General features: G+C 70.3%; 32 protein-coding genes and 1 pseudogene. 15 read left to right on the top strand and 18 right to left on the bottom strand.

The window, feature by feature from the left end; genetic code table 11:
- Positions 1 to 136 precede the first annotated feature (136 nt).
- Together ACIDOF_RS34590 and ACIDOF_RS34585 are read right to left on the bottom strand one after the other, a co-directional pair.
- Positions 137 to 1,702 carry a terminase large subunit domain-containing protein gene (locus tag ACIDOF_RS34590; RefSeq protein ID WP_409010185.1) on the bottom strand — a complete coding sequence of 522 codons (1,566 nt, stop codon included), beginning with the start codon at positions 1,700 to 1,702 and terminating at the stop codon, positions 137 to 139.
- On the bottom strand, positions 1,686 to 2,222 hold the full coding sequence (locus ACIDOF_RS34585) for a hypothetical protein (RefSeq protein WP_409010184.1): 537 nt from the start codon (positions 2,220 to 2,222) through the stop codon (positions 1,686 to 1,688). The genes ACIDOF_RS34590 and ACIDOF_RS34585 overlap by 17 nt, the downstream gene beginning before the upstream one ends.
- Before the next feature lie 110 nt (positions 2,223 to 2,332).
- Here ACIDOF_RS34585 and ACIDOF_RS34580 point away from each other — a divergent pair, with 110 nt between their 5' ends.
- The 3 genes from ACIDOF_RS34580 (at position 2,333) to ACIDOF_RS34570 (ending at position 4,061) form a co-directional block, all read left to right on the top strand.
- Positions 2,333 to 2,662, top strand: a complete 330-nt coding sequence (locus tag ACIDOF_RS34580; protein ID WP_409010183.1) for a hypothetical protein — start codon at positions 2,333 to 2,335, stop codon at positions 2,660 to 2,662.
- Between the two features lie 767 nt (positions 2,663 to 3,429).
- Positions 3,430 to 3,603, top strand: a complete 174-nt coding sequence (locus ACIDOF_RS34575; RefSeq protein WP_409010182.1) for a hypothetical protein — start codon at positions 3,430 to 3,432, stop codon at positions 3,601 to 3,603.
- Between the two features lie 71 nt (positions 3,604 to 3,674).
- Entirely contained in the window at positions 3,675 to 4,061 is a 387-nt protein-coding gene (locus ACIDOF_RS34570; protein WP_409010181.1) for a hypothetical protein, read from the top strand.
- Positions 4,062 to 4,512: 451 nt separating this feature from the next.
- Here ACIDOF_RS34570 and ACIDOF_RS34565 read toward each other — a convergent pair whose 3' ends face one another.
- From ACIDOF_RS34565 to ACIDOF_RS34505, 13 genes are all read right to left on the bottom strand, one after another.
- On the bottom strand, positions 4,513 to 5,076 hold the full coding sequence (locus tag ACIDOF_RS34565) for a hypothetical protein (protein ID WP_409010180.1): 564 nt from the start codon (positions 5,074 to 5,076) through the stop codon (positions 4,513 to 4,515).
- A 25-nt stretch (positions 5,077 to 5,101) separates the two neighbouring features.
- On the bottom strand, positions 5,102 to 7,408 hold the full coding sequence (locus ACIDOF_RS34560; RefSeq protein ID WP_409010179.1) for a hypothetical protein: 2,307 nt from the start codon (positions 7,406 to 7,408) through the stop codon (positions 5,102 to 5,104).
- Positions 7,409 to 7,438: 30 nt separating this feature from the next.
- Positions 7,439 to 7,909, bottom strand: a complete 471-nt coding sequence (locus ACIDOF_RS34555) for a conjugal transfer protein TraB (protein ID WP_409010178.1) — start codon at positions 7,907 to 7,909, stop codon at positions 7,439 to 7,441.
- Positions 7,910 to 7,919: 10 nt separating this feature from the next.
- Complete coding sequence (locus ACIDOF_RS34550; protein ID WP_409010177.1) at positions 7,920 to 10,139, bottom strand: hypothetical protein; 2,220 nt, start codon at positions 10,137 to 10,139, stop codon at positions 7,920 to 7,922.
- Positions 10,140 to 10,261: 122 nt separating this feature from the next.
- Positions 10,262 to 10,471: a hypothetical protein gene (locus tag ACIDOF_RS34545; protein WP_409010176.1), complete on the bottom strand. Its 210-nt coding sequence runs from the start codon at positions 10,469 to 10,471 to the stop codon at positions 10,262 to 10,264.
- A complete protein-coding gene (locus ACIDOF_RS34540; RefSeq protein WP_409010175.1) occupies positions 10,468 to 11,031 on the bottom strand; it encodes a hypothetical protein in 564 nt (187 codons plus the stop codon). Before ACIDOF_RS34540 ends, ACIDOF_RS34545 begins: the two co-directional genes overlap by 4 nt.
- A gap of 24 nt (positions 11,032 to 11,055) precedes the next feature.
- Complete coding sequence (locus ACIDOF_RS34535; RefSeq protein WP_409010174.1) at positions 11,056 to 12,261, bottom strand: hypothetical protein; 1,206 nt, start codon at positions 12,259 to 12,261, stop codon at positions 11,056 to 11,058.
- A gap of 35 nt (positions 12,262 to 12,296) precedes the next feature.
- Entirely contained in the window at positions 12,297 to 13,154 is an 858-nt protein-coding gene (locus tag ACIDOF_RS34530; RefSeq protein ID WP_409010173.1) for a hypothetical protein, read from the bottom strand.
- A gap of 49 nt (positions 13,155 to 13,203) precedes the next feature.
- The gene (locus ACIDOF_RS34525; protein ID WP_409010172.1) at positions 13,204 to 13,407 is read right to left on the bottom strand and encodes a hypothetical protein; all 204 of its coding nucleotides are present in this window, start codon (positions 13,405 to 13,407) and stop codon (positions 13,204 to 13,206) included.
- 27 nt (positions 13,408 to 13,434) lie between these two features.
- Positions 13,435 to 13,827: a hypothetical protein gene (locus ACIDOF_RS34520; protein WP_409010171.1), complete on the bottom strand. Its 393-nt coding sequence runs from the start codon at positions 13,825 to 13,827 to the stop codon at positions 13,435 to 13,437.
- Positions 13,828 to 13,935: 108 nt separating this feature from the next.
- The gene (locus ACIDOF_RS34515; RefSeq protein ID WP_409010170.1) at positions 13,936 to 14,328 is read right to left on the bottom strand and encodes a hypothetical protein; all 393 of its coding nucleotides are present in this window, start codon (positions 14,326 to 14,328) and stop codon (positions 13,936 to 13,938) included.
- Positions 14,328 to 14,546, bottom strand: a complete 219-nt coding sequence (locus ACIDOF_RS34510; protein ID WP_409010169.1) for a hypothetical protein — start codon at positions 14,544 to 14,546, stop codon at positions 14,328 to 14,330. The genes ACIDOF_RS34515 and ACIDOF_RS34510 overlap by 1 nt, the downstream gene beginning before the upstream one ends.
- On the bottom strand, positions 14,543 to 14,842 hold the full coding sequence (locus tag ACIDOF_RS34505; protein WP_409010168.1) for a hypothetical protein: 300 nt from the start codon (positions 14,840 to 14,842) through the stop codon (positions 14,543 to 14,545). Before ACIDOF_RS34505 ends, ACIDOF_RS34510 begins: the two co-directional genes overlap by 4 nt.
- Before the next feature lie 214 nt (positions 14,843 to 15,056).
- Between ACIDOF_RS34505 and ACIDOF_RS34500 the strand changes: the two genes are divergently transcribed.
- The 4 genes and pseudogenes from ACIDOF_RS34500 to ACIDOF_RS34485 all read left to right on the top strand — a co-directional run bounded on the left by ACIDOF_RS34500 (position 15,057) and on the right by ACIDOF_RS34485 (position 19,583).
- Positions 15,057 to 15,314: a helix-turn-helix transcriptional regulator gene (locus ACIDOF_RS34500; protein WP_409010167.1), complete on the top strand. Its 258-nt coding sequence runs from the start codon at positions 15,057 to 15,059 to the stop codon at positions 15,312 to 15,314.
- 245 nt (positions 15,315 to 15,559) lie between these two features.
- Complete coding sequence (locus ACIDOF_RS34495) at positions 15,560 to 16,549, top strand: hypothetical protein (RefSeq protein WP_409010166.1); 990 nt, start codon at positions 15,560 to 15,562, stop codon at positions 16,547 to 16,549.
- 344 nt (positions 16,550 to 16,893) lie between these two features.
- The gene (locus tag ACIDOF_RS34490; RefSeq protein ID WP_409010165.1) at positions 16,894 to 18,339 is read left to right on the top strand and encodes a helix-turn-helix domain-containing protein; all 1,446 of its coding nucleotides are present in this window, start codon (positions 16,894 to 16,896) and stop codon (positions 18,337 to 18,339) included.
- 57 nt (positions 18,340 to 18,396) lie between these two features.
- Positions 18,397 to 19,583: pseudogene (locus tag ACIDOF_RS34485) on the top strand (dihydrofolate reductase family protein).
- On the opposite strand, the gene ACIDOF_RS34480 reads toward ACIDOF_RS34485, so the two are convergent.
- The 3 genes from ACIDOF_RS34480 to ACIDOF_RS34470 form a co-directional block, all read right to left on the bottom strand.
- Positions 19,580 to 19,879, bottom strand: coding sequence for a hypothetical protein (locus ACIDOF_RS34480; RefSeq protein ID WP_409010164.1), 300 nt, complete (start codon positions 19,877 to 19,879; stop codon positions 19,580 to 19,582). The pseudogene ACIDOF_RS34485 and the gene ACIDOF_RS34480 sit on opposite strands and share 4 nt — an antisense overlap.
- A 53-nt stretch (positions 19,880 to 19,932) precedes the next feature.
- On the bottom strand, positions 19,933 to 20,100 hold the full coding sequence (locus tag ACIDOF_RS34475) for a hypothetical protein (RefSeq protein ID WP_409010163.1): 168 nt from the start codon (positions 20,098 to 20,100) through the stop codon (positions 19,933 to 19,935).
- Positions 20,101 to 20,226: 126 nt separating this feature from the next.
- Complete coding sequence (locus ACIDOF_RS34470) at positions 20,227 to 21,363, bottom strand: glycosyltransferase family 4 protein (RefSeq protein ID WP_409010162.1); 1,137 nt, start codon at positions 21,361 to 21,363, stop codon at positions 20,227 to 20,229.
- Between the two features lie 99 nt (positions 21,364 to 21,462).
- Between ACIDOF_RS34470 and ACIDOF_RS34465 the strand changes: the two genes are divergently transcribed.
- The 8 genes from ACIDOF_RS34465 to ACIDOF_RS34430 all read left to right on the top strand — a co-directional run bounded on the left by ACIDOF_RS34465 (position 21,463) and on the right by ACIDOF_RS34430 (position 25,361).
- Positions 21,463 to 21,792: a hypothetical protein gene (locus ACIDOF_RS34465; RefSeq protein ID WP_409010161.1), complete on the top strand. Its 330-nt coding sequence runs from the start codon at positions 21,463 to 21,465 to the stop codon at positions 21,790 to 21,792.
- 238 nt (positions 21,793 to 22,030) lie between these two features.
- A complete protein-coding gene (locus ACIDOF_RS34460; protein ID WP_409010160.1) occupies positions 22,031 to 22,480 on the top strand; it encodes a hypothetical protein in 450 nt (149 codons plus the stop codon).
- A complete protein-coding gene (locus tag ACIDOF_RS34455; protein ID WP_409010159.1) occupies positions 22,477 to 23,019 on the top strand; it encodes a bifunctional DNA primase/polymerase in 543 nt (180 codons plus the stop codon). The genes ACIDOF_RS34460 and ACIDOF_RS34455 overlap by 4 nt, the downstream gene beginning before the upstream one ends.
- Positions 23,016 to 23,507, top strand: coding sequence for a hypothetical protein (locus tag ACIDOF_RS34450; protein WP_409010158.1), 492 nt, complete (start codon positions 23,016 to 23,018; stop codon positions 23,505 to 23,507). Before ACIDOF_RS34455 ends, ACIDOF_RS34450 begins: the two co-directional genes overlap by 4 nt.
- Positions 23,508 to 23,895: 388 nt before the next feature.
- Positions 23,896 to 24,180, top strand: coding sequence for a hypothetical protein (locus tag ACIDOF_RS34445; RefSeq protein ID WP_409010157.1), 285 nt, complete (start codon positions 23,896 to 23,898; stop codon positions 24,178 to 24,180).
- A 69-nt stretch (positions 24,181 to 24,249) separates the two neighbouring features.
- A complete protein-coding gene (locus ACIDOF_RS34440) occupies positions 24,250 to 24,465 on the top strand; it encodes a hypothetical protein (protein WP_409010156.1) in 216 nt (71 codons plus the stop codon).
- 87 nt (positions 24,466 to 24,552) lie between these two features.
- Positions 24,553 to 24,927: a hypothetical protein gene (locus tag ACIDOF_RS34435; protein WP_409010155.1), complete on the top strand. Its 375-nt coding sequence runs from the start codon at positions 24,553 to 24,555 to the stop codon at positions 24,925 to 24,927.
- Positions 24,928 to 24,935: 8 nt separating this feature from the next.
- On the top strand, positions 24,936 to 25,361 hold the full coding sequence (locus ACIDOF_RS34430) for a hypothetical protein (RefSeq protein WP_409010154.1): 426 nt from the start codon (positions 24,936 to 24,938) through the stop codon (positions 25,359 to 25,361).
- Positions 25,362 to 25,568: the final 207 nt, after the last annotated feature.

Raw genomic sequence — 25,568 nt, 5'->3', positions numbered from 1 at the left:
CGCAGCGGTCCCAACGATAGGGACCCGACTCAATTTACACAGCCAGAATCTGCGAACCCACTGGACTGGTTGACACCCGGATCCGAATGTTCACCTGCTTTCCCAATCCTCTTCCGTGTTCCAATCTCGTCCCGTTTCAGCGTCTTCCCGCAAGTCTCCGGTCCGTGTAACTCCCTGTGCCCACGGCGTTCGCGGCGGGGTCTGCAAGTTCAGTGAGGGCGTGGACTGCGGCGTCCATCCGGTCCGGGGAGTCCATGCCGGGTAGCCACGTCACCATCTGCATCTCCAACTGCGGGAACTCTGCGGTGTGGTGGACGAGGCCGGTCTCGTACAGCTGGGCGATCGGTTCGGCGCGTAGCCGCTTTCCCTTCTTCGCTGTCACGTCAACAACCCGTGGCATATGCATCCCCAGCGTTGCACCTTGCCTTTCGAGTTCCGCCCAGGCCTGGAGCACGTTCTGGCGGGCCATGTCGCCGCCGTAGTTCGTCTCGACGACGATCGCGTCCGCGCCGAGCTCAAGGGCCAGCAGGCACGTCTCGCGGCCGCGCGCCTCCGCGGAGTGCTTGCCGGTGCGGTCGGCGAGCACGTAGTAGTGCCCGTCCGAGGAGCGGCCTGCGGCGACGATGCCGGACTCGTCGTGGCCGGGGGTGTCTCCGCCGGCGGGGTCAAGGGCGACGACGACGCGGGTCAGGTCGACGCCCCGGAACGCCACCGGGCTGATGCGGTGCTCGGTGATCCAGGGCCACTTCCACACGCCGCCTTCGAGGGGGCGGGGCTGCTGCTGGTAGAGCGCCCACCACACGCGCTCCCCCACCGCGCGTTTCGTACGGGCGAGTTCGGCGGCGTCGTACTGCTCGGGCCACAGCGCGTCGCCGACCTGCCGGCCGAGCGGGTCCGTCTCGGACAGGGCGAGCGCCGGGAGGTCGATGAGGATCCAGTTCTCTGGCTCGGTGGCGAGGATCCGGCCGGACAGGTCGTCTTCGTGCCAGCGCGTGTTGATCAGGATGATGGAGGCGCCGGGGGCACGGCGGGTGTAGAAGACGCTCTGGTACCAGTTCCACACGCGTTCGCGCTGCGCCGGGGAGTTGGCGTCGTCGGACCCCTTGAAGGGGTCGTCGATGATGCCGAGGTTGAAGCCTTTGCCGGTGAGGGAGCCGCCGACGCCGGCGGTGACCATGCCGCCGCGTACGGAGGAGCCGCGGGGCTGTTCGAGGTCGAAGCGGTTCGCGGCGCGGGAGGCGTCGTCGAGGCGGACGCCGAGCGTGGGGGCGTGCTCGCGGAGTTGGTCGCGGACCCAGCGGCCGTGGTCGTCGGCGAGGTCGGCGCCGTACGAGGCGAGCATGACGCGGTGGGTGGGGTTCCGGCGGAGGTACCAGAGCGGCCCCCACCTGGACGCACGCTGCGATTTTCCGTGGCGTGGCGGCATGGTGAGCATGACCTGCAGCCGCTCCCCCGCGGCAATCCTCTGGAAGACGCCGTCGATCAGGTCCAGGTGTGCGGCCTGCTTCTCGCGGCCCTCGGTGAGGACCGCGGCGAGCGCGCCCGGGGATCGGTCCATGGCCATCTGCCGTTCCACCCAGGCGAGTCGGAGCCGTACGGCCGGGCTGGCCCGGCGGGCGACGCGGTACCGCTCGACAGTGGGCAGGGTGCGGTACTCGGCGAGCAGGGCGTCCTCGAGGAGGTCGTCAACGCTCGTCGTCACCGGGATCCTCGCCTTCGGCGGCCGCGGCCGGGCCGGTCGTGCCGGTCTGCCCGGCGATGCCGATGAGGGTGTTCAGTTCGGCGAGGCTGCCGGTGCCGAGCGGTACGGCGCCGCCGTCGGGGCCGGAGAGTTCGGTGCGCGCGGGCGCGTCGAGGCCGTTGAGCCTGGCGCGGCGGTCCATGAGCCGCAGGAGGGTGTCGACGGCGCGGAGGTCGATCTCGTCGTGCGTGTGCACGCCGTCCTTCGTGAAGACCGGCTGAGGGGTGGTGGCGCGTTCCCACACGGCGGTCATGAGGGCGTCGAGGCGTTCGTTCTCCTGCTGCCGGTAGAAACCGATCTCGGCGGACTCTTCCTCGCGATGCTGCTCGAGGGCGCGGATCAGGTCCTTGCTGGCGGCGCCGCGGCTGGCGTAGCCGAGGGTGTCGGCGATGTGCTGGAAGTCGTGGCCGGCACGGCGCAGCTTGATGAGCTTGGCGCGGCGGGCCGCGGTTTCGGCGGCTTGGGCTTTCGAGCTGGGCATGGCGGTCGGGGCTCCCGCTGCTTCGGTCAGGCCCCGCGCCTGTCACGAATGATCGGTGATTTCCGTACTTTCGTTCCCCCAGCGCTGGGTGGGGCCGCATGATGCCCGGCATGAGACGTATGCGCAGGGTGGGGGTCGCCGTCGTGGCGACGGTGGTGCTGGGTGCTGGCGTGGCCGGCTGTGGGGGCGGGGAGTCGAGCGAGAATCCGGGGCCGTCGAAGCCCGCGGCGACGCCGACGGAGGAGCCGACGGCGACACGGGATGCGGCCGCGGGGCGGGCGGAGTGCGTGGAGGCGTGGGCGAAGCTGCTGCAGGCCGACGAGGCCGCGGGGGTCGAGGACGAGCCGGCCGAGTGCGCGGGGCTCCCGGACGGGGACCGCATGGACCGGTACATGGAGGGGCTGCAGGAAGCGAACCGGCGGGCCCGCGAGACACTTTGAGCGGGTGGTGGAGACCGCCGGGTCTCCACCACCCACGGGTGCGTCAGGCGTCGTCAGCGGTGCGCTTCGGACGGTCGCTCCAACGCTTCAGGCCCCTCCTTCCCAGTGCGAAGGCGGTGCCCGCGAGTGCGGTCTGCACCGTCTTCAGGAAGGTCTGCCAAAGGAACTCGATGGGATCCACTGCAGGTTCGGGCTGTTGGTGTGGCCGCCCACACGGTCGCCCTCCCCTTTCGAGCAGGATCGCTGCGGACGTGCGGTGGGTGCACCCAGCAGGGGCCTGCGGCCCGACCCCTGCTTCGTTGGCGGGCCGACCAGCGCGCCCCGAGGGTTTGGCAGTTGGGCCCCTCGAGGTGCTGTGCGCGGGTCGGTCGTGCAGTGCCGAGTATGCAGCGGCGGCCGGGCGGATCGCGAGGAATTCATCGAACGAAGTTGGCCCCGGCAGTCGGGGGATGACTGCCGGGGCCGGGGCTCGGGCGCGGGCCTGGGGGTTTCGCCTGGCCCGAGCGGTGTGTGGCACGGCCCGGTGGTGCGACTGAAGGGGCGCGGGGACGCTCTTGAGTCAGGCCGGGCCGTGCATGTTCATCGTGGGGCACCGCTGACGGTTTGTCTGAGGCGCTTCCCCTGCTGCCAGTTCAGGGGGCATCAAGCCCCCCCTTGCGCTTTGCGCACCCCTGTGTCACTCTCTAGGTGTGCGCAAAGCGCACCCCCCAAGTTCATCGGGGTGCGAGGTTCCTTCCATACGCTCGTCACCACTAAGGAGACCGATCATGGGCTGGTTCAAGAACAAGGAAGAGGCAATGCGGGCCGCCGACGACCTCATCGAGGCCACGCGCCCGGAGAAGGAACGCCTCATCAAGGAGGGCCGCAAGCGGCTCGCGGATGCGGCGAAGAGCGACACCGAGAGCAACAGCGGCATCACCTTCAACTTCCGGCGCCGCTAACCAGCCCTGGCCTGCTGCCCCTTCGGGTCCGCCCGCCAGGGGCAGCACGCGCAGTCAGCAAGGAAGTCACCATGTCCGTATTCGTGACGAAGACCAGCGGCCACAGCGCCGAAATCACCTGGGACCCCGAGGCCGATGACCCGCAGGGGTACATCGGGACGGCGATCGAGAGCGACCAGCTCGCCTACGCCCTGGAGGCCCTCGGTGACCCGGAGGGCGCCGGCCTCCCCGCACAACGCTCCCCTGAGCAGGCGGTCCAGGCTGCGGCGAGCACGGCGGCCTTGGCGTCTGTGCTGAAGCGTCGGTCTGCCCAGCAAGTCGTGTACCTGCACGACGAGTTGAAGCTGGGGTGGCGGACGATCGCCAAGTCGCTCCTCGACGACCCTGAGAAGCAGTCGTCGATCCGTCGGATGTACAACTCCGCCCAGCGCCAGGCCGAGACGAAAGGAGACGCGTGATGGCCGAGCCGACCCCGCCGGAGGTCATGGAGGCGTTGCGACGCCAACTCGAGGCTCAGCAGGAGGCCGAACGTAAGCTGGCCGAACAGATCGCGCGGAATGCGCAGGAGAGCAAGTAGCGCCTAGCGCATGATGCGGGCCGGCAGCCTGGTTGATGGCTGCCGGCCCGCACGGCCGTTGGCTATGCAGCGTCCTCGAGCCCGCCGCTCGCCTCGATGAAGGGGCCGATGGCGTACGCGCCGTTCCGGGCCGGCTCCCCCGGTGGATCTTCCGCTCCTTGACGAGAGCGTTGAGGGTGTTCCCGGACTACACGGGCCAGGTTCGAAGTGCGGCGTAGAGGGCGAAGAGGACGCCGAGCAGCGCGCCGAGGCTGATGTGGGGTATCCGGCGGCGGGTGCGGCGCAGGAGCGGATGGATGCTCAACGGGTGCTCCTGGGGCGGGTGTTGGTGGTCAGTGAGGCAGCTGGTTGCGGGTGTTGGCGATCAGGCCTTTGGTCGTGGTGTTGGTCGTACGGGCGTCCTGATAGACGGGCCCGTTGTAGTGGTGGTGGTTCTCGGGCGGCGCGGCCTCGGCGGCCTCCTTCGCGCTCCGGAGCAGCCGGCCGATCGCGAGGATGGGCAGGGCGAGGCCTACGGGGGCCGCGCAGACGATGCCGATGACGGTGGGGTCGGCGACGTTGGACGCGAGCATGACCACGGCGGCGCCGCCTCCGGAGAGGAGCGTCATGGCGCCGAAGGAGAGCATGCGGACGCTGTCGTCGGTGGCCTTCGAGCTCATGGCGGGCCGTCCGGGCTGCGGTACGGGCGGGGTCGGGCCGATGGTGGGGAGCGGCTGCGGGTTGCGGTACGACGTCGGGATGTCGAGCGGGGTCTGGTCGGCGGCGATGTTCGCCTGGGCCTGGGCCAGCGCCTCGTTCACGGAGTTGAGGAGCTGGGCGGCGGTGGTGTCGATGGGGGTCGGCTGCCCGGCCTGGGGGTCGGTGGGCTGCGGGTTCGGCTCGGGCAGTGCGGACATGGGGCTGGTTCTCCTTCGGGGCGGGTTAGTTGGGGGCGATCTGGTAGGTGCCGCGGCTGATCGGGGTGACGTGGCCAGCGTGGTGGAGTTCGGCCATCGCGTTGTTCACCGACGCGGGCGAGACGTCGTCGAGGCGGGCCCGGACGTCGCGGAGCTTCCAGGGCTGGCCGTCGGCGAGGAGGTCGAGGATGCGGTCCTTGATGGTCCCGGCGGACGGCTGCTCGTCCTCCTCGTCGGCGTCGTGGATTCCGAGGCGTGCGAGCTGTTCCTTGGCGACGGCTTGCTCGGCGTCCACAGCCGCGTCGATGCCTTCCGCGGTGTCGCCTCCGGCGAGGAGCTCTTCGGCGAAGGCGAGCCAGCGGGCGTACGAGGTCTGGAAGACGACGTCCTCTTCGGGGCTGAGGCGCGGGATCGGCGCGCTCTCCATGAGCTTGATGAGCCCGGGGTAGGTCTTGTTCTCCTTGCGGGCGAACCAGGTGCGGCCCAGGAACACGCTGCCGCCCTGAATGATGTTGGCCATGCCTGCGGTGACCGGGCCCTTCTTCGTCTCCTTGCCGTGGAACGTGGCGTCGATGTCGCTGCCGTCGCCGACCTTGAAGTAGCGGGGGATCGGTTCGATGCCGACTCCGGGCGGCAGCACACCGTCGCGCGCCATGTGCTGGGTGGTGCTGCTGTTCGTACGGCCGAGCCAGACGGTGCCGTTCTTGGCGTTGGCCCGGATGCGGTCCTTGTCGCCGAGGTCGGCGAGGTGGATGGACTGGGCGGCGAAACGGATGCCTTCACCGAGCTTGCGGCCGGTGGCCTGGGTGTCGCCGGTGAGGCCGGCGACCCACTTGCGGAAGGGCCGGGGAACGGGGGCGTCGGCGGACAGGATGCGGTTCAGCTCGTCGAGGGTGACGTTCACGAGCCGCCAGGGGTTGCCGATCTCGAAGGAGCCCCAGCCGTTGGCGGCGGAGACCTTCTCCCGGTACTTGGCGAGGTCCGCGGCGGCCGCGAGGGTCGCGGCGGTGGCGGCGATGCCCTTGCCGAAGTGGTAGATGCGGCCGTCGGCCTCCGGAAGGCTCATGCCGTCCTGGGCGTCTGCGGCGATGGAGACGATGCCGCTGATGCGTTCGGCGGCGAGGAGGGTGAGGAGGCTGACGGATTTGCCGCCGCCGGGCGCGGCGACGTACAGGTCGGTGATGGCGCCCATCTGCGGGTCGTACAGGGGGACGCGGGCCTCGCGGCCGTCGGGGCGCATGCCGATGGCGATGGTGCCGTCCTCGGCCATCGTGAGGTCTTCGACGGTGGCTTCGCGGAGGGTCAGCAGCGGGTGGTTCTTGTAGATGGAGATGACGCCGTCGCCGAGGCCGTCGGTCTCGACCATGACGAGGCTGGAGTCCTTGTACTTGAGGGAGCGGGCGATCTTCTTCTGGTCGAGCTGGACGAACTGGTCGTCGGGGGCGGTGATGCGCAGCGCGATGCGGTTCGGCTCGATCCGGTAGTCGAGGAGCTGCATGCCGTCGCCTCCCCCGCCGGGGCGCGCGATCCGCTTGTTGAAGATCTCGTGGATCGGGTCGGTGTTCTTCTCCTCGCGGCCGAGGGTGGGGCGGGCGAGGAGGTGCATGCGGCCGGGCCCGGATCCTTCGATGGGCTGCAGCCAGACCGTGCCGACGGGCAGGTCGAAGACGCCGGCGAGGGCGCTGTCCTTCAAGTCGGGGACGGCTTCGCCTTGTTCGGCGATGACGGTGCCCCAGAAGTCGGGGAGCTGCCGGCCGTGCTCGTCGGTGTACTGCTGGACGTTGGTCAGCAGGGTGGTGCCGGTGGACTTCGCGTTGGCCCACTCCCACTGCCGGTACTCCGGGTATGTGGTCGGCGCGGAGGCTGCTGCGGGCTCCTGCGGGGCGGCCTCGATCGCGGCGGGCGCCGCTTGGGCGGCCAGGGCGGGGAGTTCGACGAGGCGGGCGGCGTTCGTCAGCGGCGTGGTGACGGCCATGAGGCCGCCCCAGGCCACGGGCAGGACGAGCTCCCACCAGGGGGCGCCGGGGTGGAAGACGTCGGTGAGGTAGATGGCTGCGGCGCTCACGGCCGGGACGCTCTTCTGCGCGGAGCGCAGCTTGTCCAGTTGGAACGGGGTGTCTCCGAAGCGGCGCCACAGGGTGATGAAGGCGCTGGCGCCGAGAACGGCGGCGCCGAGGTGGGCGGGCACGAAGTCGGTGTGCGGGCCGATGCTCAGGCCGAGGGTCGCGGCTCCGTAGAGGAGGCGCTCGAGGCGTGCGCGACGCCGGACGGTACCTGCGGGCACGACGCGCAGTTCGGGGCTGGTCTCGGCAGCGGTGGTGGCGGTGGCCATGATGCGGTCCTCCTCTACGGGGCTCAGGGGTCAGCGGACTTCGTTGAAGCCGGCGGTGGGCTGGTCGTACGGGGAGGCGTTCACGGCCTCGTACACGCCGCCGTACTCGGTCTGGTGGGCTTCCTTCACAGCGGCGGCGTGGGCTTGCATCTCGTCGGCGGCTCGGGCGACGCCGTCCGACGATTCGGCGCACCGGTCGAACGCCGAGCCGGCTTCGTGGATCAGGCCCTGGAAGTACGGGTCGACGCGGGCCTGCCCGCACATTTCAGCGAGTTTGTGGCCCTTGGCCGCGTTGCGGCGCATGCGCCGGTTGAGGAAGTCCATGCCTTCCTTCAGGAGCGCGGCGGCGGCGGCCAGGGCCGCGAAGCGGGCGGCCAGGGAGACGAAGTTGATGATTCCGAAGATGGCGTCGCCCCAGCCGATCTTCTTGGGTGCTGGATCGGGGGCGGGCAACGGGGAGTGCTTGGCAACCCGGACCAGTTCGGGCTTGAACCAGCTCATGTCGCTCCTTTCAGGCGCGGTTGTGGATGGGGGCTGACGGGGCGGGCAGGTTGGCGTCCGCTGCGGCCTGGGTGATGGGCCGGTAGGCGTCGTTCATCTCCGTGTCCGCGATCTCGCACTTCTCGGCGGCCTCGAGGGCCGCGGCCTCCAGCTCTTCGGACATGCGGGCCAGGAGGCCCATGGACTCCTGGAACATGACGAGTGCTCCGTTGAAGAGCCTGCCGATGAGGTTGTGCTTGGCCTTCAGTTCCTCGGCGAAGGCGGAGCATGTGTCGCGCAGGGTGATGGCTTTCTTGGCGAGCCGTCCGGCCTGATCGTGGGTCTTGAACGCGTCGTCGGTGAGGCCGGAGAGCATGTCCAGGGCGCTGTCGAGGGAGACCTCGGTGCGGTGCTCGGCGGCCATCTCCTCGCCACCGCCGACGATCTTTCCGATCGCTTTCGCCATGGTGCTGGGCTCCTTGCTGGTGCGGGTCTGTGGTGCGGGAGGCATCGGCCTGGGCCGGCGGGTGCCGGGACGCTTGGTGTGCTGCTCCGGGGCGGCCACGAGCGCCTTCGTGCCGCTCGTCAGCGCTTCCTGGGCGGTGTCCTCGCCCTTGGGGGCGGGCTTGTCGGCTCGCCACACCTTGAACTCGTCGGCCGGCTGGGCGTGTCCGACGTTCTCGTAGGGGCTGCGCCGCTGGCCCCGGCCGCCCGGTTGCTGCGTGCCACGGGATCCGGTGCCCGGTCCGGCGGTCGCGGTGAAGCCGCTGTCACCAGTTCCGCGGGTCGAGCCCTGCCAGGTGTTGCGGGCTCGGTCACGGGCCCGGGTCCAGCGGTCGCGCATGCCGCCGTGCGAAGTGCCTTCTCCCCCGCCCGGGTTCGCTCCCCGCTGCGACGGTCCGTCCTGCTGCTTCTTCTTTGTGCGCTTCTTGTCGGTCTTCCACAGCGGCGGCACGCCCTGCTTCGTACGGCGCATGGTCCACCGGTCCTCGGCCGTCTGGGACGTGTCCTGCTTGAACGCCTCCCACAGGCCCGTACGGCCGGTGCCGCCGCCGTTGCTGCGGCTCTTCTTGAACCTCCAGCGCTTCGTGAGGCCCTTCGGGAGCGCCTTGCTGCCCTTGCCGACAGGTCCCGAAGTGTCCTGCTGCGAGCCGGACTTGCCGTTCGTGGCGGCGCCGTCCACCTGCGGGTCGCGGTCCTTCTTTCGCCGCTTGTTGCGCTGCTGCGCGGCCTTCAGGGTCTGCGGGAGCTTCCCGCGCCCGCGGCCGCCCGCCCCGTTCCCGGGCCGGTTCCCGCCGCCCGTGCCGCCGTTCTTCTGGGTGCGGCCTTTGCCACGCCCGGACCCGGAGTCCTTCGCCCCGGATCCACTGCCGGCGCCGCCGCCCGCCGAGGAGCCCTTGTCCTTCCTCTTCGACCGGTTGCCCTGGCCGCCGCCGAGGCGAAGCTTGCCGCCCTTGCTGTCCGTACCGGATCCGGTCGAACCGCGGCCGCCGCCCAGGGACTTGCCCGAGCCGCCACTCCCCGACGTCTTCGACTCTGTGTTGCCCTTGCCAGCGCCCGGCTTGCCGCCTCGGCCCGGCCCGGTCCCGGTGCCGCTGCTGTTCTTCGAACCCGAGCCCGATCCGCTGCGGTTCCCGGTCGCCTTCCGGCCGAACTCCCAGCTGGAGGGGACCTTGCCGTTCTGCTTCGCGCGCTGCTGGGCGGCCTTCGCGCCGATCCCCTGCATCGCCGAGGAATGCTTCGCCGCGGCGGCCTGCTCGCCGTACCGGGCCTGCGCCATGGCCAGGCGGTTCTTCTGCGCGGCTTCGCGGAGCGGCTTGGCCTCCTCGGCGCGCTCGAGGCGCCGCTGCCGGCGGTCCTGCAGCACGGTGGCGGTGCCGCGCATCGCGGCGACGGCGACGGCGAGGATCGCGGCGAGGGACAGGGCGCCGAGGCGGGGGCCGACCTGGTCGGGTGCCGGGGCGTCGGGGTTCTGGAACGTGGCGGGGACGAGGCCGGGTTCGGGGGTGGCGGTGATGGTCGCGGGGTCGAGGGCTTGGGAGGGCAGAGAGTCGACGATGTCCATGGGGCTGCGGCGGGGTGCCGGCCCGTGGTCGACGAGGGTGTCGGCGGGGGTGGTCGGGGGCGGGATGACGGCGCCGAGCGGGTCGTCGGTGGGAGGTGTGGGGGTGAGCGTGAACCCGGTTCGGCCGGTACGCGACGCAAAGTCGATCAGTGTTCCGCCGGGGTTCTGGTCGTTGGTGTCGGTCATCTCAGCCCCCTTTCAGGGTTGACAGTGGGTAGTGGGGTAGGGCACTCTCACGCGCGCGCGTCGCGCGCGCGGGTTGAGCGGTTCATCACCTTGTTTTCGGGGGTGATGATGATGACGTTCCGTCACCCTGCGTGCTCCTGGAAGAAGTTGTGCAGGTGGCTCGCGAGCGCGTTCCACAGCTCGGTTTGCTTGGCCGGGTCCGCGTTGCGGACGCGCATTCGGCAGGCGTCGTACCAGACGGCGGCACGGGCTTCCGGCGTCTGAGCCTTGCCCTGCTTCTCGTTCCAGAACTCGGCCTGGTTCCGCTGCCGGTTGGGCCGGTGGGCGCTCACGACGCCTCCAGGCTGATGTCAGGGAAGTGGTCGCTGATCTGCCCAGAGGAGGACTGCGCGGGGGCCTGGGGCATGGGGAACGGCGCCGGGTTCACGTACTGCGGCGCGGGCGGCGCTGCAGGGGCGTTGACCTGCGGATTCGCCGCTCCGGTACCGGCGTTAAGGGCGTGGGCGTTCTCGGCGAGCGCCCCCGTGATGCCGTGCTTGGCGCGCGCCTTGGCCAGCATCTTCTGCTCGGCGCGCTGCTCCTTGCGCTCCAGGGCCCGCTCGCGGCGCGCCGGAACCTCGAGGACGTCCTTCTTGTAGGAGGCGTTGATGCCTTCGCAGCCGGCCGCGGCCTTCTCCAGCTGCTTCGCGACCTGCTCGAACTGCTTGCCGACCTTGTAGGCGCGGAGCTTCGCGGACCAGGGTTTGTCGCCGTCGATCTGGGTCTGGGCGATGCGGGCCTTGATGATGAGGGCGAGCTGCCGCACCTGCGAGGCGTCGGTGGTGAGGGTGTCGCGCTGTTCGTCGGTGAAGGCGCGCATTCCCTCGGGGCTCATCAGGTTCTCGATGTCCATAGTGGTCTCCTCTCGGGGAAGTGGTCAGCTGTTGGCGCTGAGCGCGCGGCCGCGTTCTCTGGGCAGTTCGGGGTGAGCGTTCTGTACGCGCTCACGGATGCGTTGAGCGGTGGCCCGGGAGACTTCCGGGAGTCCGGCGCTCGTGAGCGCGTCGCGGATCTCGGTCCATTCGGGGCGCTCGTTGAGCGTCTTCCAGAGGGTGAGCGTGAGCGTGTCCTGCTGAGCGTGGAGCACCTTCCGCTCGTCGAAGCTGGTGGTGTTCTGAGCGCGCTCAGGAGTGCGCTCAGTGCTGGTAGACGACTTGTGAGCGCGCTCATCGGAGGTGAGCGTGCCCTGCTGAATGTCGCGCTCAGAGCGCATCTGGCGCTCGGTGGGCTTCTGAGCGGGCTCGGTGAGCGCGCTCTTCGACGTGAGCGCGGGGCGCTCGGCGGGTTCCGTGAGCGCGGGTTCGTGAGCGCGCTCGGCGAGCGCGTTGGTGTCGGGGGCGCTCAGTTCGGCGGGGAGGCGCTCAAGGGTGATGGCGGGGCGTGGGGCGCTCACGATGGAGTGAGCGCGGTCGACGGCGACTTCCTCGCGGCGCTCGGCGACGGCCTCGTGCTCCTTGAGCGCCGCCTTGATGTGAGCGTCGATCGCCTTGCGTGAGCGACGCGGGTGGAACAGCCAGGCCCACTTGCCGAGTACGGGAAGGGTCTGAGCGACGCGGCCGAGAGAGCGGAGGGTCTCGCGGTGGGCGTAGCGGTGGAACATCTCGAAGGCGAGCTCGGCGATGATCGGGGCGGCAGCGAGGATGACCGAGCCGACGGTCCCCCACCCCTCGAGCTGTCCGTGCTGCCAGTTCACCCACGCGCTCGTGGAGATCATGGCGAGCATGGCGAGGCGGGGGGCGAGGCCGCTGTCGGTGGTGACGGCGTACTTCTGGGCGAGGAGCGCGAAGAAGAGGGCGGCGACGTCGAACATGCCGCAGCCGAGGATCGCGATCTCCTTGGGGGCGTGGAGTTGGACGGTGAGGAGCGTGTAGATCGACCAGGTGCCGGTGGCGAGGGCGGCGGTCATGACGACGACGAGGACAGCGCGGATGGCCCAGTCGGAGGCGGTCCGGCCGTAGATGAGCTTGTCGAAGAGGGGGTTGGGCTGGTCGGTGTTGGGGGTGGCCCCGGCGGTGGGCAGGGGCTGCCAGGCACCGAGGACCGGGCCGGCGGCCTTCGTGTCGGGGGCCGGGGTGGTGGTCACGGGGATCGGGGTCCTTTCTCGTGTGCGGGTGGGAGTCAGGCCGGGTAGGCGGGCGGGCGGACGCCGGCGCGGAGTTCACGGACGATCGAGCACGGGCCCGTCGTCGCGCAGGCCGTGCCCTCGTCCTCGGAGATCGGGATGTACCCGGGGCCGAACTTCTCTCGGCCGAAGGCGTTCACGATGCGGTAGGCCTCGCCGTCGTGCGGCTGGCAGAGCGTGCGCTCGCTGCCGACGCCGTGCTTCGTGGCGCTCGTGATGTGCTGCCGCGCCTGCTGGGCCGCCCACCGGCGCGCGGTCGGGCCGGTGTTCGCGTGTGTGTGGCCGCTGTCGAAGAACGCGTCCTTGTGGCAGCCGGTGCAGTGGTACGTGACGAGCTTCGCCACGTCTGACTCGGGCGTCCAACGGCCCTCGTACTCGTACACGATGACCTCGGCGCCGGGGATCGCGTTGTGAGCGAAGGCGGTAATGATGCCGACACCGTCGGCGGCAGCGCCGTCCGCCTGGCGGTTCCAGTACGAGGTGGGGATGAACGTGTCCCACGCGCCACCGTGCGGCCAGCTGCCGACGAGGAAGCCGAGCGACGTGTCGAGCCGCGGGTTCTCACCCGCGTTCGTGCCGCGCTGGTACTCGCGGACCTGCTCGATCGGCCCGAAGTAGGTCAAGGAGTGCTCCTCCGACTCGAGGAACGCGATGCCGTAGCCCTCCGGTCGGGTGTGGAGGTTCGTGCCGTTGCCCAGGTCGAGGAAATCCACCATCTCGGCGAAGTCGTCGTGCTGCGCCGTGAGGATGCCGGCCATGGAGACGCGGTAGCCGGCGCCGCCGGTCACGTGGTTCGGGTTGGTCGGGCTCGTCTGGTGCGGCTGTCCGTACGTGTTCGTGATCGTGATGCTCATGTCGTGCTCCTTCCGATGGTTGGTGCCGTGTCGATGAGTCCCGAGGGAGTCAGGTGCGCTTCGTACCGCCGTGCCAGCGGGACACCTTCGAGGCGGCCTTGTTCGCCGCCGTGTTGAGCCGCTGGTACTGCGGGGTCTCGTGGTCGATGCCGGCGGCCTCTTCGCGTTGCTGGTTCTGGTGCAGTGCGGCGTCGGCCGCACGGAGTTCGGCGATTGCGGCCTTCTCTTCCACGGTCTTCCTGAACAGGCCCATGTCCGGGCGCTCCTCTCGGTGGTGTGGTCAGCGGCCGAGGCCGCAGCGGCAGTTCGGGCCGTGGTTCTCAGCGAGGTCGTGGATGTCCTTGACGGTCAGGTCGCCGAGCTTGTCGCCCTTGAACGTCATCCCGCGGAGGTCGCCCTTGGGGAGCTTGTCGGTGGCGAACTGCCAACCGCCCTCAAGGATCAAGGCCTTTCCACGGCGCCGGATCGTGCCGGTGCGCGTCACCTGCTTCCGTCGGTTCTCCGTGGCGGTGCGCTCCTGCTCCTGACGCTGCTCGTTGCGGTAGCGGGCGTTGCGGTCGCTGGTTACGGCACGGGTCGCACGCTCGGTGCGCTCGTACGTCCCGGAGGCGAAGTACTGCTCCTCGGGGGTCTGCATCTGGGCGAACTTCTTGCTGGGTCCGAACAGGCCCATGGCGGGCCTCCTTTCGACGGTTGAGGGAGTGCTGGTCGGGCGGGGAGCCGTACCGGCGTGGGGGTGGTCGCCGGCACGGCTTCCGGCCGGGCCAGGGGCCCGGGGTGGTCAGTGGCCGTCGATGGCGGCGGCGATGTTGGCGGCGGGCTGGTGAAGGTCGGGGTCGGTGAGGGCGTACGCGGTCTGCTCGCCCGCGAGGCGGATCAACTTCTGCTGGTCGAGGGGGAGTTCGCGCAGGCTCGGGTTGGTGTCGGGGTCGGCGAGGCGCTGCAGGGTGAAGGCGATCGCGGTGACGGCGTCGGAGTCGGTTCCGGCGAGCGCGGCGCTGATGGTCTGCGTCTGGCCGCGCGAGTGCCGGTCGTGGGCGATGAGGCGGAGGCCGTCGGCGATGAGATCGAGGCCGGGGTGGATGCCGGACAGGTCGGCGAGGACGTCGCCGAGGTCCGTGTCGTCGATAGACGGGACGGCGTTCGCGTCCGTGTGCAGTGGGTTCGCGGCCATCAGGCGTCGTCCTCGCTCTCGTCCGCGCCGGTGACGTACGGGACGTCGCTGAGGACCTCGTCGAGAGCGGCGAGGGCGACGGGGAGGTTGACCTGGCGGTGGTCGAGGACGGTGGCGAAGAGCGCGATGTAGTCGAGCTCGGCGTAGGCGTTCTCGATCTCGGCGACGAGGACGGGGTGGTTGAGGGTGACCGTGTCGTTGGACCAGTCGGCGCTCATACCGCCACCGCCTTGAGGACGCGGTCGGTGCCGATCCAGGTGGCGCCGGTGGCGTACTCGGCTCCGGTGTGGAGGTCGCGGACGAGGATCGCGAACTGAGCGGCGCGGCGCTTGAGGATCCGGCGGGCCTCGGTTCGATCGGTGATGACGCGGCGGACCTGTACGAGGCGGTCCTCGTCGTAGTACGCGACGCCTTCGGCGCGGGGGCCGATGTCGTGAAGTACCGAGCGGCGAAGGGCCTCCGCGAACGGGTCCGGCGCGTCCTGGTGGACGTTGTCGACGGGGTGCGGTGCCATGAAAACGGTCGCTGTGCGATCCTGCTGCATGCGGATCGACCTCCTGAGAACGCAGGTAGGGCGGTTCACAGTCCCTTGACGTGGTGCAACACGCCTTGGGGCAAGCGGCCCCGGTCCGGCTTTTGTCGGCCGGGGTCGTTTCGTTGTGCTGATACGAGACTCCCTCACCTCGTGGACTTTGTCAACAAGGTTGAGGCATGATGGAGGAGAAGCGTTGACCGACAAGGAGAAGAAGGAGGCCCCCCGGTTGCTGACCATCCCGGAGATCGCGGAGGAGCGCGGCGTCAGCCGCCAACTCGTGCACCGCATCGCCCGGTCCGACCCGAAGTTCCCCGCGCCCGTCCTCGAACCGGGCAGCACCCGGGCGAAGTACCCGGCAGACGCGGTCGAGGAGTTCTGGAAGGGGCGCGTCACCAAGCCGGGTCGGCGAACGGACCTTGAGGCGAAGCGGAAAGAGAAGCCGGACACCTGATGGCCGGCGAAACGTGAGCGTCGAACGCTCGGGATCGCAGCCCTGAGCGCAGGAAACGCCAGAACGACCGGTCGTGGGGAGTTCGCAGCTACCCCGTACCCGACCGGCCGTCCAAGCAGTACAGCGGAGTGCAGACCGCTGACAGAAGCAGCCACCCGGTAGAGGAAGGCGCTCAAATTGAGCGTACAGCGAGGAGAACCGGCAGTCAGCAGCAGGCCGGGCGCAGCCGCGACGGCGGTTCCGTCATGGCCGTGAGACTGATGGTCGAAGTGATGGATCACTGGCAGGACTGGGACCTGACCGCGGGCGAGCGCGGCGACCTTCTTGTGATCGCGGAGAACGCCAACGACCGCTCCAGGGAGACGTACGGGCCGATCCACGAGCCGTACGTCCTCAAACGCGCCGGAAAGGCGGCCGCAGGCTGGCGGAACGCGATCGGGAAGCTGATGAAGAAGGGCGTCCTGAAGTACGCGGTACGCGACGGCCGCGAGCTGTCCGGCTTCCCGGGCCAGCACGCCGTCTACCAGCTGGTGGTGCTGTGCCCCGAGCCTCCGCACGACGGTCTGCACGGGCAGTGCACGCGCCCCGCAGAACGGATCACCTCTCAGGTGACCCAATACGAGGGCACCGAAGGAACGGGTCACCCCACAGGTGACCCAATGCGCGGAACGGGTCACCTGAGAGGTGCGGAACGGGTCACCTCTCAGGTGACCCCAACCCCTCTTAACCCCTCGGGAACTAACCCCCCTCCCCTGGTGGTCGACGTTCCCGTCCCGCGAACCGAGGCTCCCGGCGAAGGGGAGGGTGGGGAGGGAGGAGAGCAGCGCAGCAACGCCTTCACCACGCTCGCCGCGATCGTCGCCAGGGAACCCCGGCTGACGCTCGGCACCAGCGAGATCGAAGAGTGCGAGGAGCTTGTCGCCCTGTGGCTGGAGCGCAGCAGCGCCCAACACCTCGAGGTCGCGCTCACCCGCGGTCTGCCCGCCGAGGTGACGCACCCGCTGGGACTCGTCCGTAAGCGGCTCCGCGGCAAACTCCCGCCCGCACCCGCCCCGGCCGCCCCGAAGGACACCGGGTCCGTGTGCGCCGAGTGCCGCCATGTCCGCCCGGTCGCCGTCGAGTTCAACGGCGCCCCGTACTGCTCCGCCTGCACCGAGGTGTGCGTGAAGTGCGACGCGGTGCTGCCCGAGGCGGTGACACTCGATGGCCTCTGCGGCCCCTGCCGCGAGTTGTGAAGCGTGACGGCTGTCCCCCCGGCAAACGGGGACAGACACCACGCCCTCACCGCCCGACGCCACCCCAAGGGCACCGACAGGCACGAACCGGACCTCCCGGCCGCCCGAACGGGCCGTGCGGATCATGGATTCGTGCACGTCAGCACCCCCAAGTCAGCCCGCCCGTAGGCGGGTTCGGATAGCGTGAGATCAGCTCGCACCACCGATGAAAGCCGCCCGCAAGGCCCGCCAACAGGTCCGGCATGTGGCCCCCGGCGCTGGCCACGCAGGCCACATCCGGGCCATGGTGAGAGCGCCAACTACCCGCCCCAGCACGGGCGGAGACGAGGGGGAGGTCGACGGGGATGGCGCAGCGACCTAAGGAGCTGACGCCCAACGCCGGGCCCTGGCACCGGTGGGGCTACGACCTGCGCGGCATCCGCGAAGCACGCGACGTGTCCCTTGGCGCGCTCGGAGCCGCCGCCCACGTCAACGCCTCCCACCTGGCACGACTTGAACGCGCAGAGCGCCCCGTGCCCCGGCACATCGCCGTCGCTGTCGACGAAGCCCTCAACGCCGGCGGGTCCTTAGTACGCGGCTGGGAGCTGGCCAACCTGGCCGAGCCCCAAGGCGGCCCGGGCGCGCGCCGTTCCGGGACTCGCGCCGTGTCCAGAGATGCGGCACGTGGCCATGTGGCCAACCCCGGCGTTCATGTGGCCAGCGCCCCGGACGCCCTGGCCTTGAACACCTTCGGGCAGGCAGGCTCAGATGCTGACGACACGGACACAGTGGTCGTCCCCTGCCGCATCGATGGAAGGATCCGCTTCGTGCCCGTGCCCCGACGAACTGTCCTCGCCTCCGGCCTGGCCGGCCTCGCCGTAGCCGCGCTGCCCACCCCGGCCGTCGCGGCGTCGCCCGTGAACGGCGGATCCCCGGCCGAAGTGTTCGCCCAGCTCCGCCGGACCCTGATCCAGCAGGACAACCTCATGGGCCCCCGGCACGTCCTGCCCGCCGTCCAGCACCGCCTCGCCGGCCTCACCGCGCAGCGCAAGGCCGCCCGCGGCGCCGACGCCGCCCGTCTCCTCGAGCTGGAGACCCGCTACGAGGAACTCGCCGGGTGGCTCGCGCAGGACATCGGCGACGAGCGGACCGCGACCGGGCATACCGCCCGCGCCCTCGACGCGTCCCACATCACCGGCGACGGCGACCTGACCGCGTACATCCTCGGCCGCAAAGCCCAGCTGGCCGCCGACACGGGGCATCCGCACGACGCGCTCGGCCTCGCGAACGCGGCCCGCCGTACCGCGAAGCCCGGCTCGAAGCTGGAGGTGATCGCCGTGATGCACCAGGCGCACGGCAACGCCCTCCTCGGCGACGAGGCCGCCTCCCTCTCCGGCTACGACACGGCGCTCGACCTCCTCGACCGTGCCGCCGACGACGGCGTGTGGGGCTCCTGGCTCGACACGGCGTACGTACACACGGCGCGGTCCCGGTCCCTGGCAGCGCTCGGCCACTACGAGCAGGCCGTGACCGGGTTCCGCAGCGCGATCGGCGCCCTACCTCCCGCCTACCGGCGCGACCGCGGCGTCTACCTCGCCCGCGAAGCCCGCGCGCTCGCCGGGGCCGGCGACCACCAACAGGCCGCGCACACCGGCCTCGAGGCCGTACAGATCGCCGCCGAGACGGGATCGGCCCGCATCGTCGAGCAGCTCGACAAGCTCGACGCCGCCCTCGCCCACACCCCGCGCGAGCAGGGCGTGCCCGAGTTCCGGTCTGCGCTCGACCAGATCGTCCTGCACCCCCAGACCTGACCCGCGCTCACCACGCCGCCGTACCCTGTCCCCGATCACCGACTGGAGGCTGCCCTCATGCCCCGCCCGCACGTACTCCTCTCCGCCGCCGTGTCCCTCGACGGCGCCCTCGACACCCGCGCCGGCGAAGACCGCCTCATGCTCTCCAACGACGCCGACTTCGACCGCGTCGACGCCGTACGGGCCGCGAGCGACGCGATCCTCGTCGGCACCGGCACCCTCCGCGCCGACAACCCCCGCCTCCTCGTCAAGTCCGAGCAGCGCCGGGCCGACCGTGTCGCAGCGGGCCTCCCGGAGTACCCGCTGAAGGTCACCGTCACCCGCACCGGCGACGTCGACGCGGACTGGAAGTTCTGGCACCACGGCGGCCAGAAGGCCGTGTTCGCGGTCGGCCGGGACGCCGCGGAGAAGGCCAAGAAGACGCTCGGCGACCTCGCGCGCGTCGACCAGGTCCCCGAGGGCAAGGAGTGGGAGGTCATTCTCGACGCCCTGTACCAAGTCCACGGCGTACGGCGCCTGATGGTCGAGGGCGGCGGGCAGATCCACACCCAGCTCCTCGAGCAGGGCCTCGCCGACGAACTTCACCTCGTCGTCGCCCCGCTCCTCGTCGGCCAGACCGACGCGCCCCGCATGCTGAACCCGGCCTCCTACCCGGGCGGCGCCACCCGCCGGATGCGGCTCCTCGAAACGAAGCCGATCGGCGACGTGGTACTCATGCGGTACGCCCCGAAGGAGACCAGCACCGCATGACCAGCAGCACCGAGCACGGCCGGCCCGGGTCCGGCGACCATGTCACGGACGCCGACCGGGCCTGGCTCGCCCTCGCCTGCGAACTGGCCGCCCTCTGCCCGCCGTCGAGCACGGCGTTCTCCGTCGGCGCGGTCATCGTCGCCGCCGACGGCACCGAGCTCGCCCGCTCGTACTCCCGGGAGGGCGACCCGCACGACCACGCCGAAGAAGGCGCCCTGAAGAAGCTCGCCTCGAACGACCGGCGGCTCGCCGACGCGACCGTGTACTCGTCGCTCGAGCCGTGTGGCAAGCGGGCCTCCCGGCCCCGCTCCTGCGCCCAGCTGATCCGTGACGCCGGCGTCCGCCGCGTCGTCACGGCCTGGCGGGAGCCCGACGTCTTCGTTCCCGGCGCCGACGGCACCGAACGCCTGGAGGCCGACGGCGTCACCGTCGTCGAACTCCCCGAATACGCCGAGGCCGCGAAAGCCCCCAACAAGCACGTCATGACGGGCTAGTCGGCTCGCGGGTGGCGCAGGGCTGCAGTGAGCTCCTGCACCGTGCCCTCCCGCTCGTGGCCAGCCGTGCATGCCACGGTGATCGGGCCCGTCCACGACCCGCGCACCCGCGTCACGTCCGCCCCGCACGCGGAACAGGTCACCGGCACCGACGGGCGGGACGGTACCGGCGGCTCCTCGTCCTCGAAGTACGTGCCGTCCGCGTTCAGGGCCCGGCCGATGAACGCCTCACGGCTCGCGACGTCAGCATCGACGGGAGCAGGAACGGTCAGCTGGTCGACCGTGATGTCGTACACGCGCGTCCTCCAAGGGATCTCGGCAGCGGGTCCCACGCTACGGCGTACCTCTGTCAGTCGGCCGGCGTCCAGGGCGGGGGCGGGGTGACGTTGACGCCCTCGCAGTAGAAGCACTCCCACTCGTCCGGGAGTTCGTACTTGTCCGTCCACCACGAGGCAACCGGCTCGCCCCACACAGTGACGTCCGAATCGCACCAGCCACACACGAACGCGAAGTCCACGCGTTTCCCCTCCCCGGCCTGCCGCAGGCGTGAACGACCATCCTCCCAACGCCCCTGCTGCACATGGAAGTTCGCCCGCCAAGAGGTGCGGGCCGAGTCATCTCGTGGGGGGGGGCGGCTCGTTCCTCAGGCTGGCGGCCAGGGGTACGGCATGGTGAAGACGGTGGGCCAGGTCGGGTGAGCGGCCTTCTCGCCCCGGAGAGCCGCAGCGATCGTGGCGGCGGGCTCCTTCCAGTAGGGCAGGCGGGCGCGGCGGTGGCGGGCATCCGTGCGGAGCCCGGAGCGGAGGTCCGCGCGGGTGAGCCAGGCGTACAGGGCGTGTGTCCACGCGGGGACGTCGCCGACGGGCACGAGCATGCCGGGGATCCCGTACCGGGCGGCGGGGGTGACGCCCATGGCCTCGCGGACGCCGGGCAGGTCGGAGGCGATCACGGGCAGGCCGCACACGTGCGCCTCGTGCACGACCAACGGGTTGTTCTCCGCATCCGAGGCCAACAGGGTCACGTCGGCGCCCGCGTACGCGGCCGCCAGCTCGGCGCCCGCGAGCGGCCCGACAAGGGTGATCCGCTCGGCGAGCCCGTGAGCCTCGATCGCGGCCCGGACCTGCGCGACGTACGCCGCCTCCCCGTACGGCCCGACGAACCGGCAGCGCCAGCCCGGAAGTTCGGCAAGCTCGCCGAGCGCCTCGACCAGGACCAGGGGGCCCTTGCGGGGCGTGATCGAGGCGACGCACAACAGCTCCGAGGCCCCGTCCGGTGAGCCGTGGGCGGCATCGGCGATCCGGGCGCCGGGCTCGGCGACGTGCACCGCATCGAGCGGAAGCCCGTGCTCGGCGGAGAGGCGCTGCGCGGTCGACTCGGCGACCGTGACCACCGCGGCCGCACTGCGCATTGCCCGCCCTTCGCCCTCGTCGAGCGCGGCCGCCACCTCGGAGGGAAGGCCCGTCTCGTCTCGCAGCGGGAGGTGGACGAGCACGACCAGGCGCAGCCGTTCGGACTCCGCCTCCAGTACATCGGGAGCTGCGGACCCGATCAATCCGTCCAGCAGCACAACAGCCCCGTCGTCGAGTGCCGACAGCGCCTCGGTGAGACCGCTGAGGGCAGCCACATCCGGGTGCGGCCAGCCCCCGTCCGCGCGTACGAGGTTGACGTCCCAGCCGGCGTCCCGGAGCTCGGCCGTGACCTCCAGGTCGTAGACGTTCCCTCCGGACACCCTCGCCGGGTCGTCCACCCCGGCCGGAACCACGAAGTGCACCACGCTCATGCATCAACCCCCTGTTAGATCACCAGGATTGACGATACGGGGGACAGCAACCGCTAGCTTCGCCCAGCCGACCAGCCCGCCACGCTGAAGGAGCTCACCATGACCGAATTCCAGGACCGCGACGGCTTCCACCTCGAGCCGGAGGCGCCCCGCCAGTTCGTCAGCGGCTTCACCCGCTGGATCGAGGAGAACGCCCTCGAGCCCGTCTCCGAGGCCTTCCTCGACCTCACCGGGCACCAGGCGCGTACCGAAGGCCTCGACCCCGACGACCTCGCCGACGTGGCCAGGTTGACCGGCACGACGCCCGAGGAGGTCGAGCGCGTGTACCGGCGCGACAACACCGAATGGGCAGCCGACCAGGCCACGTTGGACGCCAGCGGCCTCGCCGACCTCGACGAACACCTCGACGCAATCGACCCCGGTCTGTGACCGGAACCGCTCGGCATCGTGTTCAGTTCCCCCGCTGTCGTAGGGGTGCGCTACCGTACGAGTGCGGCCATCGGGTCGTGGGCCCGGCTCGAGGCCCGAGGGTGCCCGGCCCAGACCGGACCGCCCCGCAGGTGCCCCGCGCCGAGCCTCCCCCACTCCTTGTGCAGCACCCTCATTTGGCCTCGCTCTGTGCGGCCGGTGAGTCTGGGATCACCGCAGCCGCGGAAACGAGCTTGAGTTGCCGAAGAGCCACGCGCGGAAGAAGGCCCTCGCCAACATCAAGGACCTGTACGGCGTGAAGCACACCGACGCCATCGCGCTCCTTGAGTCCGACGACTGCGAGGACTTGTGCGACTTGCTCAACACCTACGCGGACGTGAACACGTACCGAGAGGCAGTCGCCGTTCTGGAGGCTCGCCGCAACGACCCGCTCAACCAGGTCATGTGCGAGGACTGCGGCTGGGTCGGCGGCATGGCGTGCCCGGAGTGCGCCAAGGGCTGCGGCTGCGAGTACGACTGCCCCGGCTGGCGGCACGAGGAGGCGCGCGCGGCCACCGGCGACTGGGACGAGGACGACGACCCCTACGCCTGTGAGTGCGGTGCCGGCGGTCGCGACAACCCGTACGGGGACTGCTTCTGCGACGAAGAGGACGAGGAGGAGGACGAGCGGGTGGCGGTGAACGCGTGACAGCCCTCGCCGCGGCCGACCTCACCCACCGCGGGCTCGCCGTGTTCCCGCTCCCCGCAGGAGGCCGCACACCCGACGGGCCGTGGAGGTCGCGCTGCCTCACCACTCCCCAGCAGGTACGGGAGTTGTGGCCCGACGACGCGAACGTCGGCGTCGCCTGCCGGCAGTCCAGCATGGTCGGCCTCGACCTGGACGTCGGCGCCCACGGCGGCGGGCAGCAGGTTCTCGACGAGCTCGCCGCCCGGCTCGGCGAACCCTGGCCCGCGACGTTCGCCGTGTCCACTCCGTCCGGCGGGCAGCACCTGTACTACCGCGTACCGGGCGACTGCACCATCACCAGCAGCTCCGGCGGAACTACCGCGCTCGGGCCGGGGATCGACGTACGCGGGCCGGGGCGGCGCAGCGGCGGCTACCTCATCGGGCCCGGCTCGGTCGTCGGCGGCATTCCGTACCGCATCACCCACGACGTGCCCCTGGCGCCGCTGCCCACGTGGATCGCCTCCCGCCTAGCTCCGATCAGCATGAAGGAGATGCCGTGACTGTGGACATGCCTCCCGAGATGGCGACCGAGCTCAGCCTGTGCCAGTACCACAAGCCGCCGTTCACCGACGAGGAGCTCCGTGCGCTGCGCGACTACTACGTGGAGGCGCCGAAAGATGCCTTCACGATCACCGATCCCGTGGACATCTTCGAGCCCAGCGGCGAGGACGCGGAGACGCGCGAGCGGGTCATCGTGCAGGCACTGCGGGATCACGCCGAGCAGTTCAGGGTGTGGCACGACGCGCTTGTCCGCCTTCTCAACGATCCACGGCTCGTCCCGAAGGGCACGTATCCGCCCGGCGCGTACACGTCGCGCGGAGAGTACAGCCCGGCCGTGGCGGCATTCGTACGCAGTGCAGCCGGCACCTACCACCGAAAGCGACATCGGCTTGAGTATCTGACCACGCGCTGGGCGCTCGGGCTCACCAACTACCCGGACGACTCCAACACCATCAACGTCAACACGAAGTCCCTGAGCTGGGGCTGAACAGCCGTACGCACCTGTGATGGAGGATCCCTTGACGTCCCGACGCAGCCCCGCCCGGCACTCCGCCCAGGCATCGAGCTCGCCCGTTTCCGGCAGTCCCGTCGAGCTGCGGCTCATCGGGCACGACGACGATGTTCGGCGCCTGGTCGAGGCGCTCCTTGCGTCTGCGGGTTCGGCAGCCGGCCCGGTGGCGTACCGGCCCGCGCGCGACGGCGGTACCCGGGCGTACCTGGCGGTGACCGTGCCTCCCGCTGGTAGTTGAGCGCGCCTTCTATCCGCCACCTACGAACCACCTGATGAAGGACGGCCTTCGAAGAGTGAGTTCAAGGTGTTGCAATACAACATCTTAATGGTACGGTGAGTACACCGCCTCTCGAAGGAGCCTCCCGTGCCGAACCTCGAACTCGCCACCTCGCAGGCCCAGTTCGCGAACCCGGTCGTCTGGATCCTCTCCAAAGGCGAGATGCACGAGGGCGGCGACATCGTCGGTGTCTACCTCGACCGCGACCTGGCGCGCGGCGCATTCGTCACCGAAGCGCAGGAGCTGCACGACCGCTTCTCCATCGGCGACGCCCAGCACGACAACGACGGCTCCCTGCGCCTGTACGGCGGCTGCGACTGGATCGCCCTTGAACCGCACCCGGTCGTCACCGCTCCCCAGCTCGACGCCTAACACCACTCGCGCGACACGCACCGTAGGCCTTCGCCAAGGGACAGCCCCGACTACCGACAGGAGAACCTCATGGAACCCACCATCCTCGACATAGAACTCTTCACCGGCATGGAGATCGGCGACGACGTTCCGGACTGCTGCGGCGAAGAGATGGCAGACAAGCTGGCTGCGCTGGCTCACCAGGGCCACCGCGAGTACGAGTGCATGGACTGCGGCACGGTCGTGGACGTCGACGACCTCGGCCTCGTCTTCGACATCACGTCCCAGTCCCAGGCGACCGCCTAGCCCACGCAGATGCCCTGGCCTTCGGGCCGGGGCATCGCGCTATCCGATCCGGGCCACCCTGAAGACCGTCCCGCGAGGAGCCCGCCCATGCCCACCAACCTGTGCTGCACCGACGAGACCTGCCACTACTGCAGGTTCTGGCTGGAGAAGGTCGCCATGCACCTCGACGGCGACCAGTGTCGAGACCTCCGTCGAGGAGAGACGTACCCGGTCGCCCGCGTCAACGGCCACCACTACGCGATCAGGCCTCACGACCCCGTCACCCGGCCCGGGCTGCTCGGCTTCTACGGCCAGCAGTTCACCTTCCACTTCCACGACGGCCGCGAGATCACCTCCAACGACGTCATGTCCCAGGGCGACATCCCTGCCCGATTCCGCGACCGGCTCCCCGACAACGCCGTCATCGTCCCTCAGCCGACCACCCCGAACCCCCGCCCCTTCGGCCGCGAGGGCCTCACCTGAGGAGCACCATGCCCGAGACCCACCTCTATACGACCGACCCGCACCCGGCGGACTCCTCTGTCGAGCCGACCCAACTCCGCTGGGGCCTGGACGACGTGATGTGGGGCGACGACGACTCCACCACCGTCATGCTGTCCGGGCCGGACGGTGAGCCGTACTGGCTCGAGCTGGAAGCCGACCGCACCGCCGCCCTCCGCGAAGCGCTGGCTGGCCCGAACGGCGAGCAGGCCGACCTCCGCGTCCGTATCGCCGAGGCACTGGCTCGTGAGGACGGCCTGAAGTGGGGGCCCGGCGTGAGCAGCCTGCCGAGTGACGTCATCGAGCGCTACCACCGCCTCACCGACGCGGTGTTGGCTGTCTTCCCAGCGCCCGCCGACCGCGCCGACGCGGAGACCGCCCGGCAGGCGCACCATGCGTCCGGGGCAGCTCAATGAGCGTTCACCGCCTTGCAGTTGAGGTCTTCTGCGACGGGCCTGACGCGGCCCAGGAGTGCCCGGAGTCCGCTGCCGTCCGAGCCCGATTCACCTCAAGGACCCCGCGAGAAGTGCGGGCGGACGGCAGAGCCGACGGGTGGACACGACGCCGTCGGGACGGGCGACTCGTCGACCTCTGCCCCACCTGCGCCCCCGCCAAGTGACCAC

The organism is Streptomyces sp. Da 82-17 (genome assembly GCF_046098215.1).
GTDB lineage: Bacteria > Actinomycetota > Actinomycetes > Streptomycetales > Streptomycetaceae > Streptomyces.
Note: the sequence above shows the minus strand (reverse complement) of the source record. Positions and strands in the feature narration are given on the sequence as shown.

What these genes read in the sequence shown, in the direction of transcription:
- ACIDOF_RS34550 (WP_409010177.1), bottom strand. Translation starts at nt 10,139, where the DNA reads ATGACCGACACCAACGACCAGAACCCCGGCGGAACACTGATCGACTTT.
- ACIDOF_RS34560 (WP_409010179.1), bottom strand. Translation starts at nt 7,408, where the DNA reads ATGGCCACCGCCACCACCGCTGCCGAGACCAGCCCCGAACTGCGCGTC.
- ACIDOF_RS34470 (WP_409010162.1), bottom strand. Translation starts at nt 21,363, where the DNA reads ATGAGCGTGGTGCACTTCGTGGTTCCGGCCGGGGTGGACGACCCGGCG.
- ACIDOF_RS34520 (WP_409010171.1), bottom strand. Translation starts at nt 13,827, where the DNA reads ATGGGCCTGTTCGGACCCAGCAAGAAGTTCGCCCAGATGCAGACCCCC.
- ACIDOF_RS34575 (WP_409010182.1), top strand. Translation starts at nt 3,430, where the DNA reads ATGGGCTGGTTCAAGAACAAGGAAGAGGCAATGCGGGCCGCCGACGAC.
- ACIDOF_RS34435 (WP_409010155.1), top strand. Translation starts at nt 24,553, where the DNA reads ATGCCCACCAACCTGTGCTGCACCGACGAGACCTGCCACTACTGCAGG.
- ACIDOF_RS34510 (WP_409010169.1), bottom strand. Translation starts at nt 14,546, where the DNA reads ATGAGCGCCGACTGGTCCAACGACACGGTCACCCTCAACCACCCCGTC.
- ACIDOF_RS34585 (WP_409010184.1), bottom strand. Translation starts at nt 2,222, where the DNA reads ATGCCCAGCTCGAAAGCCCAAGCCGCCGAAACCGCGGCCCGCCGCGCC.
- ACIDOF_RS34495 (WP_409010166.1), top strand. Translation starts at nt 15,560, where the DNA reads ATGGCCGTGAGACTGATGGTCGAAGTGATGGATCACTGGCAGGACTGG.
- ACIDOF_RS34490 (WP_409010165.1), top strand. Translation starts at nt 16,894, where the DNA reads ATGGCGCAGCGACCTAAGGAGCTGACGCCCAACGCCGGGCCCTGGCAC.
- ACIDOF_RS34440 (WP_409010156.1), top strand. Translation starts at nt 24,250, where the DNA reads ATGGAACCCACCATCCTCGACATAGAACTCTTCACCGGCATGGAGATC.
- ACIDOF_RS34565 (WP_409010180.1), bottom strand. Translation starts at nt 5,076, where the DNA reads ATGTCCGCACTGCCCGAGCCGAACCCGCAGCCCACCGACCCCCAGGCC.
- ACIDOF_RS34525 (WP_409010172.1), bottom strand. Translation starts at nt 13,407, where the DNA reads ATGGGCCTGTTCAGGAAGACCGTGGAAGAGAAGGCCGCAATCGCCGAA.
- ACIDOF_RS34540 (WP_409010175.1), bottom strand. Translation starts at nt 11,031, where the DNA reads ATGGACATCGAGAACCTGATGAGCCCCGAGGGAATGCGCGCCTTCACC.
- ACIDOF_RS34430 (WP_409010154.1), top strand. Translation starts at nt 24,936, where the DNA reads ATGCCCGAGACCCACCTCTATACGACCGACCCGCACCCGGCGGACTCC.
- ACIDOF_RS34505 (WP_409010168.1), bottom strand. Translation starts at nt 14,842, where the DNA reads ATGGCACCGCACCCCGTCGACAACGTCCACCAGGACGCGCCGGACCCG.
- ACIDOF_RS34555 (WP_409010178.1), bottom strand. Translation starts at nt 7,909, where the DNA reads ATGAGCTGGTTCAAGCCCGAACTGGTCCGGGTTGCCAAGCACTCCCCG.
- ACIDOF_RS34530 (WP_409010173.1), bottom strand. Translation starts at nt 13,154, where the DNA reads ATGAGCATCACGATCACGAACACGTACGGACAGCCGCACCAGACGAGC.
- ACIDOF_RS34515 (WP_409010170.1), bottom strand. Translation starts at nt 14,328, where the DNA reads ATGGCCGCGAACCCACTGCACACGGACGCGAACGCCGTCCCGTCTATC.
- ACIDOF_RS34570 (WP_409010181.1), top strand. Translation starts at nt 3,675, where the DNA reads ATGTCCGTATTCGTGACGAAGACCAGCGGCCACAGCGCCGAAATCACC.
- ACIDOF_RS34580 (WP_409010183.1), top strand. Translation starts at nt 2,333, where the DNA reads ATGAGACGTATGCGCAGGGTGGGGGTCGCCGTCGTGGCGACGGTGGTG.
- ACIDOF_RS34465 (WP_409010161.1), top strand. Translation starts at nt 21,463, where the DNA reads ATGACCGAATTCCAGGACCGCGACGGCTTCCACCTCGAGCCGGAGGCG.